15 protein-coding genes and 2 tRNA genes are annotated in these 15,166 nt (G+C 63.6%); 6 read left to right on the top strand and 11 right to left on the bottom strand.

Features of this window, described 5'->3' with window-relative positions:
- Nucleotides 1-180: 180 nt before the first annotated feature.
- From ACFY5D_RS00840 to ACFY5D_RS00820, 5 genes are all read left to right on the top strand, one after another.
- On the top strand, nucleotides 181-906 hold the full coding sequence (locus ACFY5D_RS00840) for a FadR/GntR family transcriptional regulator (RefSeq protein ID WP_387523696.1): 726 nt from the start codon (nucleotides 181-183) through the stop codon (nucleotides 904-906).
- 73 nt (nucleotides 907-979) lie between these two features.
- On the top strand, nucleotides 980-1,459 hold the full coding sequence (locus ACFY5D_RS00835; RefSeq protein WP_387523693.1) for a DUF2975 domain-containing protein: 480 nt from the start codon (nucleotides 980-982) through the stop codon (nucleotides 1,457-1,459).
- On the top strand, nucleotides 1,459-1,689 hold the full coding sequence (locus ACFY5D_RS00830; protein WP_387523691.1) for a helix-turn-helix domain-containing protein: 231 nt from the start codon (nucleotides 1,459-1,461) through the stop codon (nucleotides 1,687-1,689). The genes ACFY5D_RS00835 and ACFY5D_RS00830 overlap by 1 nt, the downstream gene beginning before the upstream one ends.
- A 152-nt stretch (nucleotides 1,690-1,841) precedes the next feature.
- Nucleotides 1,842-2,645 (top strand): ferritin-like domain-containing protein, encoded by an 804-nt coding sequence (locus ACFY5D_RS00825; RefSeq protein ID WP_387523688.1) that lies wholly within the window; start codon nucleotides 1,842-1,844, stop codon nucleotides 2,643-2,645.
- A 136-nt stretch (nucleotides 2,646-2,781) separates the two neighbouring features.
- A complete protein-coding gene (locus ACFY5D_RS00820) occupies nucleotides 2,782-3,345 on the top strand; it encodes a hypothetical protein (protein ID WP_387523685.1) in 564 nt (187 codons plus the stop codon).
- Nucleotides 3,346-3,483: 138 nt separating this feature from the next.
- Here ACFY5D_RS00820 and ACFY5D_RS00815 read toward each other — a convergent pair whose 3' ends face one another.
- Genes ACFY5D_RS00815 through ACFY5D_RS00800 form a run of 4 tightly spaced genes read right to left on the bottom strand, consistent with a single transcriptional unit; the run spans nucleotide 3,484 to nucleotide 7,306 of the window.
- On the bottom strand, nucleotides 3,484-4,524 hold the full coding sequence (locus ACFY5D_RS00815) for an L-idonate 5-dehydrogenase (protein WP_387523682.1): 1,041 nt from the start codon (nucleotides 4,522-4,524) through the stop codon (nucleotides 3,484-3,486).
- The gene (locus ACFY5D_RS00810; protein WP_387523680.1) at nucleotides 4,514-5,287 is read right to left on the bottom strand and encodes an SDR family oxidoreductase; all 774 of its coding nucleotides are present in this window, start codon (nucleotides 5,285-5,287) and stop codon (nucleotides 4,514-4,516) included. The genes ACFY5D_RS00815 and ACFY5D_RS00810 overlap by 11 nt, the downstream gene beginning before the upstream one ends.
- 31 nt (nucleotides 5,288-5,318) lie before the next feature.
- On the bottom strand, nucleotides 5,319-6,725 hold the full coding sequence (locus ACFY5D_RS00805) for a GntP family permease (RefSeq protein ID WP_387523677.1): 1,407 nt from the start codon (nucleotides 6,723-6,725) through the stop codon (nucleotides 5,319-5,321).
- 8 nt (nucleotides 6,726-6,733) lie between these two features.
- On the bottom strand, nucleotides 6,734-7,306 hold the full coding sequence (locus ACFY5D_RS00800) for a gluconokinase (RefSeq protein ID WP_387523674.1): 573 nt from the start codon (nucleotides 7,304-7,306) through the stop codon (nucleotides 6,734-6,736).
- Nucleotides 7,307-7,608: 302 nt separating this feature from the next.
- On the opposite strand from ACFY5D_RS00800, the gene ACFY5D_RS00795 reads away from it, so the two are divergent.
- Nucleotides 7,609-7,854 carry a hypothetical protein gene (locus tag ACFY5D_RS00795; protein ID WP_387523671.1) on the top strand — a complete coding sequence of 82 codons (246 nt, stop codon included), beginning with the start codon at nucleotides 7,609-7,611 and terminating at the stop codon, nucleotides 7,852-7,854.
- A gap of 25 nt (nucleotides 7,855-7,879) precedes the next feature.
- Here the strand turns inward: ACFY5D_RS00795 and ACFY5D_RS00790 are convergent.
- The 7 genes from ACFY5D_RS00790 to argE all read right to left on the bottom strand — a co-directional run bounded on the left by ACFY5D_RS00790 (nucleotide 7,880) and on the right by argE (nucleotide 15,092).
- Nucleotides 7,880-7,955, bottom strand: a tRNA-Val gene (locus ACFY5D_RS00790).
- A gap of 201 nt (nucleotides 7,956-8,156) precedes the next feature.
- Nucleotides 8,157-9,431 (bottom strand): sensor histidine kinase, encoded by a 1,275-nt coding sequence (locus ACFY5D_RS00785; RefSeq protein ID WP_387523669.1) that lies wholly within the window; start codon nucleotides 9,429-9,431, stop codon nucleotides 8,157-8,159.
- A gap of 59 nt (nucleotides 9,432-9,490) precedes the next feature.
- Nucleotides 9,491-10,129: a response regulator gene (locus tag ACFY5D_RS00780; protein WP_387523666.1), complete on the bottom strand. Its 639-nt coding sequence runs from the start codon at nucleotides 10,127-10,129 to the stop codon at nucleotides 9,491-9,493.
- Between the two features lie 176 nt (nucleotides 10,130-10,305).
- A complete protein-coding gene (locus ACFY5D_RS00775) occupies nucleotides 10,306-11,235 on the bottom strand; it encodes a BTAD domain-containing putative transcriptional regulator (RefSeq protein WP_387523663.1) in 930 nt (309 codons plus the stop codon).
- A 1,081-nt stretch (nucleotides 11,236-12,316) separates the two neighbouring features.
- Nucleotides 12,317-12,392 (bottom strand) — tRNA-Val (locus ACFY5D_RS00770).
- A 205-nt stretch (nucleotides 12,393-12,597) separates the two neighbouring features.
- A complete protein-coding gene (locus ACFY5D_RS00765; protein ID WP_387523660.1) occupies nucleotides 12,598-13,872 on the bottom strand; it encodes an MFS transporter in 1,275 nt (424 codons plus the stop codon).
- A gap of 47 nt (nucleotides 13,873-13,919) precedes the next feature.
- Nucleotides 13,920-15,092 (bottom strand): acetylornithine deacetylase, encoded by a 1,173-nt coding sequence (gene argE, locus ACFY5D_RS00760; protein WP_387523658.1) that lies wholly within the window; start codon nucleotides 15,090-15,092, stop codon nucleotides 13,920-13,922.
- Nucleotides 15,093-15,166: the final 74 nt, after the last annotated feature.

Genomic DNA, 15,166 nt, shown 5'->3' with positions numbered 1-15,166 from the left:
GGCAAGATACCGGCACGACATGCGCCGGGCACGGCTTCGTGACTACCCACCAGCTTAGTTTGTCCGGTGTGCACAAGGCCAAACAAACACGCTTCGTTGCAAGAAATTGCCCCGAGTATTCGCACAATTCCGGGTGTTGGCTGGTCGGTTTGTGTGCGAAGTAACCTATAAGGTTGAGTCATGCCCAATAGCTTGCACCACCGCGCGGTGGAACACGTCGGAAGCCGCATTGTCGACGGTTCCATACCCACCGGCGCGGTCGTCCTGGCTTCGGAGATCGAAACCGAGCTTGGGGTCTCCCGCTCGGTGGTTCGCGAGGCGGTCCGGGTGCTTGCCTCGGCCGGCCTGGTGGTCTCCACCAAGCGTGTCGGCATCCGGGTCTTGCCACCCGAGGACTGGAACCCCTTCGATCCGTTGGTCATCAGGTGGCGCTTGGCCAGCGGCGGCTTGGGCGCCCAATTGCGCTCGCTCACCGAGCTTCGCGTCGCGGTGGAACCCATGGCTGCGGAGCTCGCTGCCGAACACGCCCCCGATGAATTCTGCGGAGAGCTGTTGAACCTGGCGGCGCAGATGCGGCATGCCGGCCGGTCCGGCGACCTCCACGCGTTCCTGGAACTGGACATCCGCTTCCACGCGTTGGTGCTGGCCGCCTCGGGCAACGAAATGTTCGCAAACCTCGCCAACCCGATCGGTGAAACCCTGCGCGGACGCACCGAACTCGGGCTCATGCCCGAACGCCCGCACGAGGAGGCGCTCACCTGGCACCAGGCCGTCGCCGACGCGATCTCCGCCCACGTGCCGCAGGACGCACGGGCATCGATGGAGAAGATCATGCGGCGGACCAACCAGGAGATTTGCGGCGTCTGGGCCGATAAGCCGAGGATCTTCCCCCGTCCCAAGAACTAGACGGCCGGGGAAAGGCCCCGGTTCATTTTCGTGATCGATTGACTTTCGATAGATAACTATCGATACTCGATACATGAAACGATCCGTGATCCTCGCTCTACGCGTGCTGCTCGTCCTGGTGTTCCTGGTCTTGCTCCTGGGCCAGACAGTGGTCGTTCCGACCTTTGCCGCGGAAAGCGCAACTGCGTTCCCCGAAGTGGCATTCCTTGCCGCACCCTACACGGTCATTGCCATCGCGGGAATGGCCTGTGTCCAGGTCGGCCTGTTCGCCACCTGGGTGCTGCTTTCCATGGTGGAACGCAATGCCATCTTCACCGAGCATGCGTTCCGCTGGGTCAATGTCATCATCGGCGCCGCCATTGCCCTGACCGTCCTCACCTTGTTTGCCGGCATTCATCTGTTGGCCGTTGTCCGGGTAGGGGGCCCCGGGGTGGTGCTGGCCGTCAGCGCGGCGGGAATCGCGGGAGCATCCATCGTGCTGCTCATGTTTGTCATGCGCGGGTTGCTCCGCAGCGCGACGACCCTCGAAAACGAGCTGGCAGAGGTCGTCTAGTGGCCATCATCGTGGACATCGACGTCGAGCTCTCCAAACGGAAAATGTCGGTGAATGAGTTCGCCGACGCCGTGGGGATCTCCCCCGCAAACATCGCGGTGCTCAAGAACGGACGGGCCAAGGCCGTGCGGTTCAGCACCCTCGACGCGATCTGCAAGGTCCTGGAATGCCAGCCCGGGGACATCCTGCGCTGGGTTCCCGACGGACCGGAGGATCCGGGCGGCTCCTGATGGGCGCCGCGCCGCGAAAGGTCGCCGTTGCCGGTTTGCCGATCGCAGTCCTCATCCCGATTTGGATGCCGTAGGAAATCCAACCAACTTCAAGAACGAAAACTCACAGGGGAACACTCCTGCCTTTTGGAGTACCCCGGATCGGAGACATCATGACTGAACAACCGAACATGGACGCAGGTGCCGCCACGGGGACAAAGCCCCTTGCATTCGACCGCTGGCTTGAACACTTCCGCGGCAACCCGGCGTACCACCGGCTCATCGAAGCGGACATCGACTGGAACGGACGCTCGATGCTGGACGAGCCGACGAGGCAGGCGTTCATCAACTCGTTCCAGCGCTTCGAGCTCGGTGAAAGCGGCGACGGAAAACGCCTTCTTTCCAAGGCCGCCCTCGAAGGCGACCCCACCTATCTGGCAGCGCTGGAGCTGCTGGTCCGCGAGGAGCAGAAGCACTCGGCGCTCTTCCGCCGCGGCTTGGACCACTTGGAGGCACCCAGCCTCGAGGCGCACTGGTCGGACGCTGCATTCACCGTGCTGCGCCGGGCGCTCGGCCTGCGCACGGAACTGGGCCTGTTCCTGATCGTCGAATCGGTGGCCATGGGCTATTTCACGGCGCTGGCCGAGCGGGCTCCCGACCCGGTGCTGCGGGGCATCGGGCTCCGGATCGCCACCGACGAGCAGGACCACATCCGCTTCCAGATCGACCGCCTGCGCCAGGGGTTCCGAAACACGCCCCGCGCCGGACGCGTGCTGATCGGGATGGCCTGGACGGTCATCGCCGGCGGCGCGGCGGCAGTCCTGGCGGTGGACCACGGTCCGGCACTGCGCGCGTGCGGGCTTTCCCCGGCGCGGTACTGGCGGCAGGCGATGGTGGGATTCCGCCGCGCCGCGCACTCGGTGCTGGCGAACCCCGGCGCGGAACCGTTGGGTCCGTTGGGGAAGGGCGTCCACTAGCGCCGCGCGCTTTCCGGATTGCGTGTGGCAACGGGAAGCATGGCGAAACGCCAACCCGCGGGTACGGCGAACGTGAACGCTATGCTGGCAACAAGGCAGGATGCACTGCCTTCCCTGCGATGCCGGAGCGTTCACCTTGGATGAAAACGAACTGCCGCACCTGGTCACCCTGATCGGTGCGCTGCGTGCGGCGCGGACCGAGGACAGCATCTTTGGCACCGTCGTCCAGGAGGATAGCGAGTCGGCATGCGGCGCAACCTTTTTCGTGCGCGCCAGGACCAACGAGGGGACCTACGAATACGACGAGGTGGGCACGGGGCACTCGGTGGTCTACAACCCTTCCGAGGCGTCGCTCGTTGTCGTGTACGACGGAGAGCCCCCTTCAAGATTGTTCGGTCACCCGCATTTTCCGATGTTTGCCCCGGCGCTTGGCATGTTCAGCCCGCTGGACCTGCCCATCTGGGGCGGGAGCGCGGACGGGAACACCGTGACCTCCGTCCGGCCCGGGCAACCCGGGTACATGCGCGTCGAGTTTGGACACAAGGACGATCCGTTTAGTCCGGGATCGCGCGGCTACGCGGTCATCGACCTTGCACTGGGCGTGGCCATGGAGATGCAGTTCCAGGGGAAGCATTTCACCACCACCAACGTGCGCACGCTGCCGCTGTTGCGGGGATTCGACAGGGAATTCGATTCCTAGGACCGGTTCGCGGAATCGACGATCGGGTTAAACAACGAAGCACCCGCCCGGTTCTCTAACGGGAGACCGGGAGGGTGCTTCGTCTTTGCTTTGCAACAGTCTTAGGTGTTGCGAGTGTGGCCGGTGCGAACCCTGCCGTCAGAACTTCAGCAGGACCTTTCCGGATTCCGCCGAGTTCCTCGCCGTCTCGAATGCCCCCAAGGCATCGTTGACGTCGAATTCGTGAGTGACGATGGCCGAGGCGTCCAGCGTGCCGTCGGCCAAGGCTTCAAGAACCTCGTCAATCTCGTCATTGAACCGGAAGGAGCCAACCAGTTCAAGCTCGCGCGTAATCGCCAGGGAAATCAAGGCTGGCTGCTCACCGGAGGGAAGCAGGCCAACCATGACAATCCGGCCGCCTCGAACGCTACCACGCACGGCGGACGCGAGTCCACGCGGGTTCCCGCTGGCCTCGATGACCACGTCGGCCTCGACCGCGGCGATGGCCTCCGCGTCCGTGGCTTTCAAGGTGGCGGTCGCCCCGGCGGACGTCGCGATTTCCAGCGGCTTGTCGAACATGTCGACTGCGATGATCGCGGCCGCCCCGGCGCGCTTGAGCACGGCAACGGACAAGGCCCCGATGGGGCCCGCGCCGATCACCATCACGCGCTTGCCGGCCACATCGCCCGCACGCGAGACGGCGTGCCAGGCGACGGCGGCCGGTTCGGCCAGCGCGGCATCCCGCAGGGACAGGCCTTCGGGCAGCGCACGCAGCATGCGCGAGGGAAGGTTCACGACGGTCGCGAACGCCCCCTCGGTGTGCGGGTAGCGCGCGGCGGAGCCCAGGTAGGTGCAGCCCGGGGACAGGTTCGGCCGGTCCTCCGGATAGCGTGCGCCGGTGCCGCCCGGGGTGGCGGGGTGCACGGCGACGCGGGTACCGGCGGCGGGTCCGGTGCCGTCGGCCGCGGCGGCGATGACGGTGCCGACGATCTCGTGGCCCAGGATCATCGGCGCCTTGAGGATCGACTCCCCCGCCGCACCGTGGCTCCAGTAGTGCAGGTCGGATCCGCAGATGCCGCCGTAGGCGATGGCGATCCGGGCCTCGTGGGCAGCGGGTGCCGGTACCTCGATGGCCTCGACGCGCAGGTCGCCCGCCGCGTGGGCGACGACCGCGGTGGCGGTGCTGGTGTTAGACGACAACTGTCATTCCCCCGTCGATGAAGATGGTCTGGCCGTTGACGTAGTTCGAGCCGTCCGAGGCCAGCCAGACGGCGGGTCCGGCGAGGTCGGCGACCGTGCCCCAGCGCCCGGCCGGGGTGCGGCCCAGGATCCAGGAGTTGAAGTCCGGATCGTCGACGAGCTTCTGCGTCATTTCCGTGTGGATGTAGCCGGGGGCGATCCCGTTGATCTGCAGGCCGGAGGCGGCCCATTCGGCGGTCATCGCTCGGGTCAGGTTGCGCAACCCGCCCTTGGCCGCGGTGTACGCGGAGATGGTCGGGCGGGCCAGGTCGGTCTGCACGGAGCAGATGTTGATGATCTTGCCCGCTCCGCGTTCCAGCATGCCCCGGGCGGCCTCGCGTCCCACCAGGAACGCGCTGGTCAGGTTGGTGTCCAGCACCCGCTGCCAGTCGGCGACGTCGAGGTCCAGCAGCGGCACGCGGTGCTGGATCCCGGCGTTGTTCACCAGGATGCGCAGCGGGCCGACCGCGGCCTCGATCCTGGCGATGTTCAGGGCCACGGCCTCGGCGTCGGTGACATCGAAGGCACAGGAGAAGATTCGCCCCGCCCCGTAGCGCGCGGTGAACTCCGCGGCGGTTTCGGCGAGGCGTGCCTCGTCGCGGCCGTGCAGCACCACGGTGGCGCCGGCGTCGGCCAACGCCGCAGCCAGTTCGCGGCCGATGCCGCGCGAGGATCCGGTGACCAGCGCGATGCGGCCGGTCAGGTCAAAGAGGTTGCTACCCACGGACTTTCTCCTGTGCTCTCGGTTTGGGTGGTTAGGCGACGGCGCCGGCGACGGCGAAGATGCCGTAGGCGATGGCGAAGCCGCAGATGCCGACCAGGGCCTGGCCCACGGTCCACACCTTCAGGGTGGTCTTCACGTCCATGCCGAAGAAGCGCGAGACCAGCCAGAAGCCGGAGTCGTTGACGTGGCCGGCGAACACCGAGCCCGCTGCCAGTGCCAGCACGATGGCGACGACCTCGATCGAGTTGAAGTCCGGGTTGCCAACGACCACCGGCTGGACGATCGCGGCGGCCGTGGTCAGGGCGACGGTCGCCGAGCCCTGGGCCACGCGGACCACCGCGGCGATGATGAAGCCGGCGATGATGATCGGCAGGCCGACCGCCTCGAGCGAGGACGCCACGGCGTCTCCGATGCCGCTGGCGCGCAGCACGGCACCGAACATGCCGCCGGCGCCGGTGATCAGGATGATCGAGCACACCGGGCCGAGTGCGGAATCGGTGACGGTCTCGATGAGCGTCTTGTCCTTGTTCTGCTTGTAGCCCAGCAGGTACATGGCCAGCAGCACGGTGATCAGCAGTGCGATCGGGGTTTCGCCCAGCAGGCGCAGGATCTGCACCCAGGTTTCGGTCTTGTCGACGATGCCGGCGGTGGCCAGCGCATTCAGGCCGGTGTTCATGAAGATCAGGATCAGCGGCAGCAGCAGCAGGGTCACCACGGTGCGCAGCGACGGCGTGGAGGCGAAGTCGTGCTGTTCCTTCTCGCTGCCGTCCAGGATGTCCGGGATGGCGATATTGTACTTGCGTCCCACGTACTTGCCGAAGAGGTGCCCGACGAAGTACCAGGTCGGGAGCGCCACGACCAGGCCGAGCAACAGCACCAGACCGACGTTTGCCTCAAGCAGGCCGGAGGCGGCAACCGGGCCCGGGTGCGGCGGCACGAAGATGTGCATGACGGAGAATGCTGTGGCGGCCGGGAAGGCGTAGCCCAGGAACGAGCCGCCCAGGCGGCGTGCCACGGTGAAGATGATCGGCAGCATGACCACCAGGCCGGCGTCGAAGAAGATCGGGAAGCCGAAGAGCAGCGAGGCGACGGAGAGCGCCAACGGCGCACGTTTTTCACCGAACCTGCTGATCAGCGCGTTGGTGAGGATCTCGGCGCCGCCACTGGTTTCAAGCATGCGGCCCAGCATCGCGCCAAGGCCCACCAGCAACGCGACGGACGCCAACGTGCCGCCGAAGCCTCCGGTGAGCGTGGGCACGATAGAGCCGACCGGGATGCCGGTGGCGACCGCGGTGAGCAGCGAAATGACGACCAATGCCACGAAGGCATGGATCCGCCATTTGATGATCAGCAATAGGAGCAGCAGGATTGCACCCGCGGCGATTGTCAGGAGCGCGGGGGCACCCAGCGTCCAGTTCATGACTAACTCGTCGGTCATCGTCGTCCTCATGAGATGTGATGTGGTGATGTTCGGGCGGGAATGCCCTCAAAAGAATCGGGATACAGGGAGCCCAGGCGAAGCGCCACGACGGCGACTATTTCGTCCGGCGAGAGCGAGACATCCACTTCCACGGCCGCCTCGTCGGGTCCGATCGCCTCAAGGGTGTTGAGCTGCGAGGCAAGGAGCGTCGGGGGCATGTATTCGTGGCTGCGCTCGTCAAGACGGTTCTGGATCAGCTCGGGAGATCCACTCAGGTGCACGAAAACGGTGCCGGGTTCGCGGGAACGAAGAAGGTCGCGGTAGCTGCGCTTGAGGGCCGAGCAGGCAATGACGGCCGGGGTTCCGGCGCTGACGCTGGCGGCCAGGGCCGCGCCGATCGTCTCGAGCCAGGGGCGGCGATCGTCGTCGTTGAGGGGTTGGCCGGCAGCCATCTTGTCCTTGTTGGACCTCGGGTGCAGGTCGTCGCCGTCGATGAATGCCAAGCCGAGTTCGGACGCAAGCTTCTGTCCGACAGTCGACTTTCCGCAACCGGAAACACCCATAACGATCATGGGTGGGTAGGCAGGGTTGGTCATCATCACTCCATCGTGGCTTTGAAAGAAATATCAGACATAAGACGAAATTCGTCGTTATAAGTCAGATTTATACAGCCTAGAACTCGATCCGTGAGGTGTCAACCGGATTCCTTGCACCTTCCAAATCGCAGGATTCCGGTGCTCCACGCCGACCAACACACCGCCGCGCCCTTGCCCGGATCGTGCATCGAAGTCACTCCGTGTAGGCGCCCTGCCTCACCGCCCAGCGAACCCCGAGGTTGCCGACAACCTTAATGCCACGAGTGACCAACAGAGGGAGCAATGGACAGCGGAGACCGGACCCCATGGGCGAACAAGACGGCAGGCAGCATGGAAAAGCCGGGGTCAGCGGTGGGAGAAACTGGCGTAGCCGCCGTGAACGGAAACGCGCGGCCAAAGGTGCAGGCAACCAGGCCGCAGCTCGGGCCGAGCGGACTGACGAACACCCGAACGATGCGCTGAAGTACCTCATCGCAATCGCTGGATTCACATGGATTTCCGCGGCCGGGCATCGTCGGCCGAACAAAGCAAAAACCCCGCGGTTCGGATGAAATCCAAACCGCGGGGTTTTCTATTTGGTGGGCCCTACCGGGATCGAACCGATGACATTCACGGTGTAAACGTGACGCTCTACCAGCTGAGCTAAAGGCCCTGAAACAACTATTTCTTCGAAACACTTTCGAATCGGTTCGTTGCGACAAGTAGATAATTTAGTACACACAACACTGACTTGGCAAATCGGCGCCCATTCGTCGGCTGTTCCGTTTGCCCACCAACCTTTTACGGCATGCTTCTCAGGTCAATGTGCCCGGGTCAGGCGTGAAGATTTTGCCGGAAGCTGCTGCCGCACCGATCAATCTGCCTGACTCCCCCGTTGCTGTTGGCGTCCACCGGTGGTGACAGCCATACTGGTTCCACCATCCGTGGTGCTGACAAGTTCCAGCCGGGCGCCAACCAATTCAGCGGCGTCCGACATCATGCGCAGTCCAAAATGCGACTCTCGGCTGCCGTCCAGCACGTCGAACCCTTGACCGTCATCGGTGATGCGCAGGGTCCACAACCCTCCATGGGGCTTCAGGTTAAGATGCACATTTTTTGCCTCAGAGTGCTTCATGATGTTTACCAAAGCCTCGCGCCCGACCCTGTAGAGCATTGTCGCCTGCCGGCTTTCCAAGTCGACCGGCTCGGAAATATCGACTCGGGTCCGGATTCCCTTGCTGCGGGTGCGTTCCACCAGTACCGAAAGAGCCGCTGGCAGCTCGGCTGCGCTCACCGGCGTGGAATACAGTTCGCTGGTGACCTCACGCAGCTTTCTGATACTCCCCTGCAGGATCGCACTGGGCGCATCCGATCCGTTGGTGGATGGCGACGGATCCAAAATGTAGGCCAGCCCGGCCAGATCCTGGATGATGTCGTCGTGCAAATCCCTGGCAAGTCTGGCCCGCTCCTGTTCGCCGGCCTCGATGGCCTGCTGCAGCAATGCCCGGCGGGCACGCTGATACCGCTGCACACGCTTTGCCAGAGCGATGCCTGGTATCAGCTGCGCGGCCTGCAAGACGCCCAGCGCCACCAGGAACACCGGGATCATGCCAAGGAGCATCTCATGTTCAGGCACACGCACCACGGCGGCGTGAAAGTACATCTCAAAGAGCAGCGGCGTGTCAGTGCCCGCCCCCGACAATACGTAGACTTCCACGAGGTCCTCGGTACCCGCCTCGTAGATATTCTCCCCTTCTTCCTGTGGCCCCAGACTGATCACGCCGGGACCGCCCGCCAACAGTTCCTCGGCCCACGTTTCAAGCGGGAACGACGCTCCAATCAGCTCGCCCACATCCGAGTAGAGAATCGTTCCCGTGGAATCCCAGACCTTGATCCGCAGGATCATTTCATCGGACATCCAAGGGGTCATCCGGGCGTTGATCTGTTCCACGGCAGACATGTCCCCGGCGGCGAGTTTCGTGCCGAGATCGGCCCCGATCGCATAGTCCGCCAATCGTTGCGTGAGTTCCAGGACCTGTTGCATGGCCACGTTCTGCGCAACGCTGCGGACCCAAAAGGTCGCCGGAATGGAGACGGTCAGGAGCACAACGAGGCCAGTGAGCAGGAACTTGAGGATTGCCGAACGCACGGCCGAGCCTTCTTCGACCAAAATGGCAGTGCCCGGGCGGCTACGTCGCCACCGGCCCTTCAATTGCTGCCTCCGCCCAGCAGCCCCAACTTGTTGGCCGTCGCGACGGCTTCAAGCTGAGAATGGGCGTCAAGCTTGCTCAAAATGGATTTCACGTACCCGCGACAGGTATGGGCGCTAATTCCGAGGGTGCGCGCGTTGGTAACCACATCGAAGCCCTGGCCCATCAGCTGCAAGACCTCCAGCTCCCTGGCCGTCAAGCCGGGGCTCATGGATACTTCTGGTAGTCGGGGCTTCAACATCTCGGAAATGAGTGCCGGTCCGACAATGAACTCCCCGTGGCGCACCGTGCGCAAGACTTGCAGAAGTATGGACAAGGCACCATCCTTCGGCAGGAAACCACATATCCCGAGAGATGCCGCCCTTTGCATTGCCTGGGATGTCGGGTCGCCGGTGAGCATCACGATACGCGACAACGGTAGCGCCCTGAGGATCCGTTCCGATCCCTGCAACCCGTCGCCGTCAGGCAGCCGATAGTCGATCACCACCAGATCCGGTTCTGTATCGATGCAGAGCGCAATCCCCGTCTCAAGGGTGTTGGCCGTGCCTATGCACTGCAGGTCCATCTCTCGATTCAGTGCCCCCGACAGCAGATCCGCAAAAGTAGCGTGATCGTCAATCACCACAATCCGAGACACCGTGATTCCATTGTCCCCAACCACGGAATTCATGTTTTACACCGACGCTTCCCCAGAAAACGTTTCCAAATGATGGGCACCAGGTGCGGCACCTAGGGCCAGTATCCTGATGATCCTGGGCGTTGGCAAGGTTCGCAACGTGGCTCGTTGCCTTCAACGGTCTTGCTGGTTGCCGTCTAGACAGCGGCTCCGGCCATCATGCGTTCCACGTAACCACGCACGATGGTGCCCGCCTCGAACAGCGTGATTTCGCCGTCCGCGCGTGAGGCGAATCGCTCAGCCGCCGACGAACCTGCCGCGCCGCCGCTGGATCCCTCAAGCGCCAGCAGCGCCCGGACCACCAGGGAAAAGTCGTCGTTCGACGACGATGTCTCGTGCAACATTCGACGCTGCGCCTGCTGCAGGACCTCCCCCGGCTGGCATCCCAGCTCGCGGTCCATGATTCGACGGCACTGCTCGAATGCCTGCAAACCTCGCAGCGGTTGCCTGACCCGCTCCATGCCAAGGATCATCACCGACCACGCGGGTTCGTTGAGCGGATCAACGTCAACCACCTGCTGGGCCAGGCCGATTGCCTCACTCAATTGCCCCAGCTCCAGTGCCGTTTCCGCGGCCAGAACCTTGGCAGCCATGACCCTGGAAGCATGCAGGGATCGCTCGGTTTCGGCCCATTCGGGCAGGAGCTCGTTCCCCAACAACGGTTCATCGGACAGAGCCAGCGCCTGCCGCAACAGGGCCGCAGCCTGCAGGCCAGTGGACTGTTCTGCCCGGGTCAACAATGAGTCAAAGCGAGCCAAGTCAAGATCAATGAGATCCGGATCGAGAAGGTACCCTCCGGTGGTGGTTTTCAGCACCCCGCGTTTGCCCTGTCCCGGTTGCAGACAACGCCTCAGGACCGAAACGTATGACTCAAGGGTTGAAACGGCGGTCGTGGGCGCCGATTCCATCCACAGCATGTCGATGAGAGTTCCTTTTGATACCGCCGAGCCGAGATGAAGCAAGAGGATCTCCAGGATCTGCCGCGACTTCGGCCCACCCAGATTCTGAGCGCTAATCACCTCATCACCGCGGCGGATTTGCAACGTTCCAAGTACCTTGGCGCTCACACGCCCATCGGCACAGTCTTCTACCCCATTTAGATCAGTGTCGCCATTCACTTTGTGCTCCCCAAATGCCTTTTCCCCAAACTACTGACAAACCCCATATTTCAGTGTTTGGCCAGCTGGCATAAGCCGCGAAGAAGGGGTTCCACGACCCCCTCAGGAAGGGGGAGCAACAACAAAGGGGTCACGATTGGTTCACACGGACCCGATTCACGTCATTGCTCGCCCCTTGCCGCGCAAGCCCACCAAGAATGAGATTTCCGCGGCCCTCGTACCCCGTCTCTTGACGGCACTAGGGCTGCAAACGACCACCGTTTGCAGCGGTGCCGGGGAATTCAGGCACCGCCACAAATGCATCGAGGGTCCGGCCTGGGGGAAGCGGGACCCTCGACGGCACCGCAACTCTTGGTGCGGTACAGGCTCGAGGACCCGATTGGGACAACCGGTGCTCCGAGCAAACGGTTCACCTCGAAGCCTGATGGACGTCTGCATAGGCCTTTGTCCGTGGCTAAACCGTAGATAGATCATCTAGCCCAAAGGTTGTGAAAAGCTTTGGAGTGCCTTATGTTCACGCGGGCTTGCCACCTGGCGATAATTCCCATGAGCGCCTCAAGGACGGCAACGGCACGAGCGTGACAGCGACGATTCCCGAGGTCCATACGTGCGGAGGCCTCCGGGTGCTTGCGTGATCCGGACCTGAACGGCTTCTCCTGCTGTGGGGTCCATCAATTCGGGCTCGTGCAGATCCGCACCGGAGTGCGCAGCATCATCGGGCTCTCGAAGCCTCGCCTTGGGGCAACGACCTCTCGCTTCGGCATCGCTCCGTTCCATGCAAGTCGGCGACAGCCGTTCTGCCGATCACATGCCAGGGCTTTCCGAGTGGTCCCGCTCCCCTGTCGAAGGAACTCCGCGGAAGTCTCCGCCGGGCCCGCCAAGCGATCGCGGGCAGCTTCCCGCGACCGGATACGCCATTCCATGTGGCTCGCGGCCGACGTCTTCGGCACCCGGGGCCGGCCATCCTTGCCGCGGCAAGCAAAAAACCCGCAGTTCCCATTGGGTTTCCATGGGGACTACGGGTTTTGTTTGGTGGGCCCTACCGGGATCGAACCGATGACATTCACGGTGTAAACGTGACGCTCTACCAGCTGAGCTAAAGGCCCCGAAACATGCGCTGCGACCGGATTCATTTCCGTTCATTTGCGTTGCAACAAGAAGGTAATCTATTACAGGTTTGCCGGGCTTGGCAAATCCTGGTGTGAATGATGATGCAGCTCACGCCGCCAGGTGGTGGCCAACATTGCCGATCCGGAAGGCGGGGGCCGGCACTTTCCCAAGGTCCATGCCCGGGCCCCCACTTCCCCGCGCCTAGCGCTGGTTGTACCGCGTGCGAACGAAGTACAGGCCCACAAGCGAAATCACGGCGATCGCCATGTAGTAGAGGCTCGGGGCATTCAGTGATCCGGTGACGCTCAAAAGCCAGGTCAGCACCAGCGGCGCGATGCCGCCGAGCAGGGTCACCCCGACGTTGTAGGTCACGGCCAGGCCCGTGCCGCGAATGGCCGCCGGGAACATCGATGAGAGTAGGGCCGGTAGCGGGCCGAAGTAGAACGCCATGAGCACACCCAACAGGGCAATGACGATGATCAGCGTCGGCACCGTCGGGTTGGTGATCATGAGCTGGAACAGCGGCCATGCCAGCAAGAGCGCGGCGATCGCCGCGTAGGTCATGACCTTGGCTGGGCCCACGCGGTCGGCCAGGTGGCCCACAAACGGAACGCCGACCAGCGCGATCAACCCGGCAACCACGCCGCCGAGGAATGCGGCGGTGGCCGGAATATGAAGGTTCTTCACCGCGAAAGTCGGCATGTAGAGGATCATGTAGACGGAGATGGTGGCCACGCCGATGACGGCGGATCCCGCCAGAAGGCGGCCATAGTGGTGGACCAGCAGCACCTTCAAGGGCGCGTGTTCCTTCTCGCCCTTGGTGAATTCCTCGGTTTCATCAAGCTTCGCACGGATGTAGAGGCCCACCGGACCGATCAACAGGCCGACGAAGAACGGCACGCGCCAGCCCCAGCTGTACAACGCCTCCTCCGAGAGCCATTGGGTCAGCACATAGCCGAAGGCCGCGGCCAGCAGCATCGAAGCGCCCTGGGCTGCGACCTGCCAGGAGGAGTAGAAAGCCTTCCGGTGCGGTGCCGTCTCGATCAGGAACGCGGTGGCGGTGCCGAACTCGCCACCGGCGGAGAAGCCCTGGATCAGTCGGGAGATCAGGATGATCACTGCGCCCCACACGCCGACCTGGGCGTAGGTTGGCGCCAAGGCCATGATCAACGTGCCGAGCATCATCAGCATGAGGGTCAGCGTCAGCGCGTTCTTCCGGCCCTTGCGGTCCGCGTAGCTGCCCAGCACCACTCCACCGAGCGGGCGAATCAGGTAAGAAATCGCGAAGGTCGCAAAGGTCAGGATCAGCGCAAACGTGCCGTCGGACTCGGGATAGAAGTTCTCGGCGATGACCACGGCGAAGGTCGCGAAGACAATGATGTCGAACCATTCCAGGGCGGCACCAATGGAACTGCTGATCACCGCCTTCTTTGCAGCGGCCAGCTGCTGCGGGGTGACGGTCATTGCGTCAGCCATGTTGTTCTCCTTGGGTGTATTAGGTGCGATGAATGTGGTGCTGCTTCTCAGGAGCTCAGCTTGGCCAGCAGGTTCTCGATGAACGCCTCGCATGCGGCGATCTGCTCGAGTTCGATGAATTCGTCCGGGGCATGGGCCTGGGCGATGTCGCCGGGGCCGCACACGACGGTCGGGATTCCGGCGTTGAAGAACAGGCCGGCCTCGGTCCCGTAGGTGGCCTTGTCGGGGCTGGGGGTGCCACCGAGTTCGGCGGCCAGCGCGACGACCCCCGCGTCCTCGGGGGTGTCCAGGCCCGGGGTCTGGGCCAGCACGGTGAACTCGACTCGGACGTCCTGGCTCCGCTCCCGCATGGATTCCTCGATGCGCAGCGCCTCGGCCCGGAAGCGTTCGATGACGTCGGTCGGGTCGTCGGCGGCAATCGAGCGGAACTCGAAGTGCAGGGTGCATTCGGCCGGGATGGTGTTGACGGCGATCCCGCCGTCGATCTTGTTCACCGTGGTGGTGGTGTAGGGGACGATGAAGGCCCCGTCGAACGGGCCGTCCTGTTTGAAGCCGTGAGCCATCGAATCCACGACCCGGGTGAATTCCGCCGCCGCCGAGATGGCGTTGACCCCCTGGGTGGTCAGCGAGGAGTGGGCGGCCACGCCATGGAAGTCCACGCGGATGACGTTGACCGACTTGTGTCCGCGGACCACGCGCATGCTGGTGGGCTCCCCCACGATGCAGCCGCGCGGGTTCAGCCCGGCTTCGGTGATGGCGGCGACCAGGTCGACTGCACCGAGGCAGCCGACTTCCTCGTCGTAGGAGAAGGCCAGGTGGATCGGCTCGTTCAGTTTCGCCGCCGCGATCGCCTCCAGCTTGGCCATGATGACGGCCACAAAGGACTTCATGTCGCTGGTGCCGCGGGCGTAGAGCTTGCCGTCGCGGATCTCGGGGGTGAACGGATCGCTGCTCCAGACCTGTCCGTCGACTGGAACCACGTCGGTATGGCCCGAAAGCACGATGCCGCCGGTTCGGGTGCCGTCCGCGGCCGGAATGGTCGCCAGCAGGTTGGCTTTGTTGCCTTCATTGTTGTGCACCAGGGTCGAGTCGATGCCCAGGGCCTCAAGCCGTTCCACGACGTAGTCGATCAGGGGAAGGTTGCTGTCCCGGCTCGTGGTGTCGAAGCCGATCAGCTTCGTGATTTCAGCCATGGTCGCTTCGCTGGGTGCGGGTGACATTGCTACTCCTCGTGTTCGTTGGTGCAGGCCCGTTTGTTGTCGGTCGAAACCGTTCCGGGCCGCCAAGAGTGTCT

Source organism: Paeniglutamicibacter sp. NPDC012692 (assembly GCF_042901625.1).
Classification (GTDB): domain Bacteria; phylum Actinomycetota; class Actinomycetes; order Actinomycetales; family Micrococcaceae; genus Paeniglutamicibacter.
Note: the sequence above shows the minus strand (reverse complement) of the source record. Positions and strands in the feature narration are given on the sequence as shown.

Excerpts from the sequence above, each read along its gene's own strand:
- ACFY5D_RS00840 (WP_387523696.1), top strand. The coding sequence starts at position 181 with ATGCCCAATAGCTTGCACCACCGCGCGGTGGAACACGTCGGAAGCCGC.
- ACFY5D_RS00835 (WP_387523693.1), top strand. The coding sequence starts at position 980 with ATGAAACGATCCGTGATCCTCGCTCTACGCGTGCTGCTCGTCCTGGTG.
- ACFY5D_RS00825 (WP_387523688.1), top strand. The coding sequence starts at position 1,842 with ATGACTGAACAACCGAACATGGACGCAGGTGCCGCCACGGGGACAAAG.
- ACFY5D_RS00805 (WP_387523677.1), bottom strand. The coding sequence starts at position 6,725 with ATGACCGACGAGTTAGTCATGAACTGGACGCTGGGTGCCCCCGCGCTC.
- ACFY5D_RS00800 (WP_387523674.1), bottom strand. The coding sequence starts at position 7,306 with ATGATGACCAACCCTGCCTACCCACCCATGATCGTTATGGGTGTTTCC.
- ACFY5D_RS00795 (WP_387523671.1), top strand. The coding sequence starts at position 7,609 with ATGGGCGAACAAGACGGCAGGCAGCATGGAAAAGCCGGGGTCAGCGGT.
- ACFY5D_RS00765 (WP_387523660.1), bottom strand. The coding sequence starts at position 13,872 with ATGGCTGACGCAATGACCGTCACCCCGCAGCAGCTGGCCGCTGCAAAG.
- argE (WP_387523658.1), bottom strand. The coding sequence starts at position 15,092 with ATGTCACCCGCACCCAGCGAAGCGACCATGGCTGAAATCACGAAGCTG.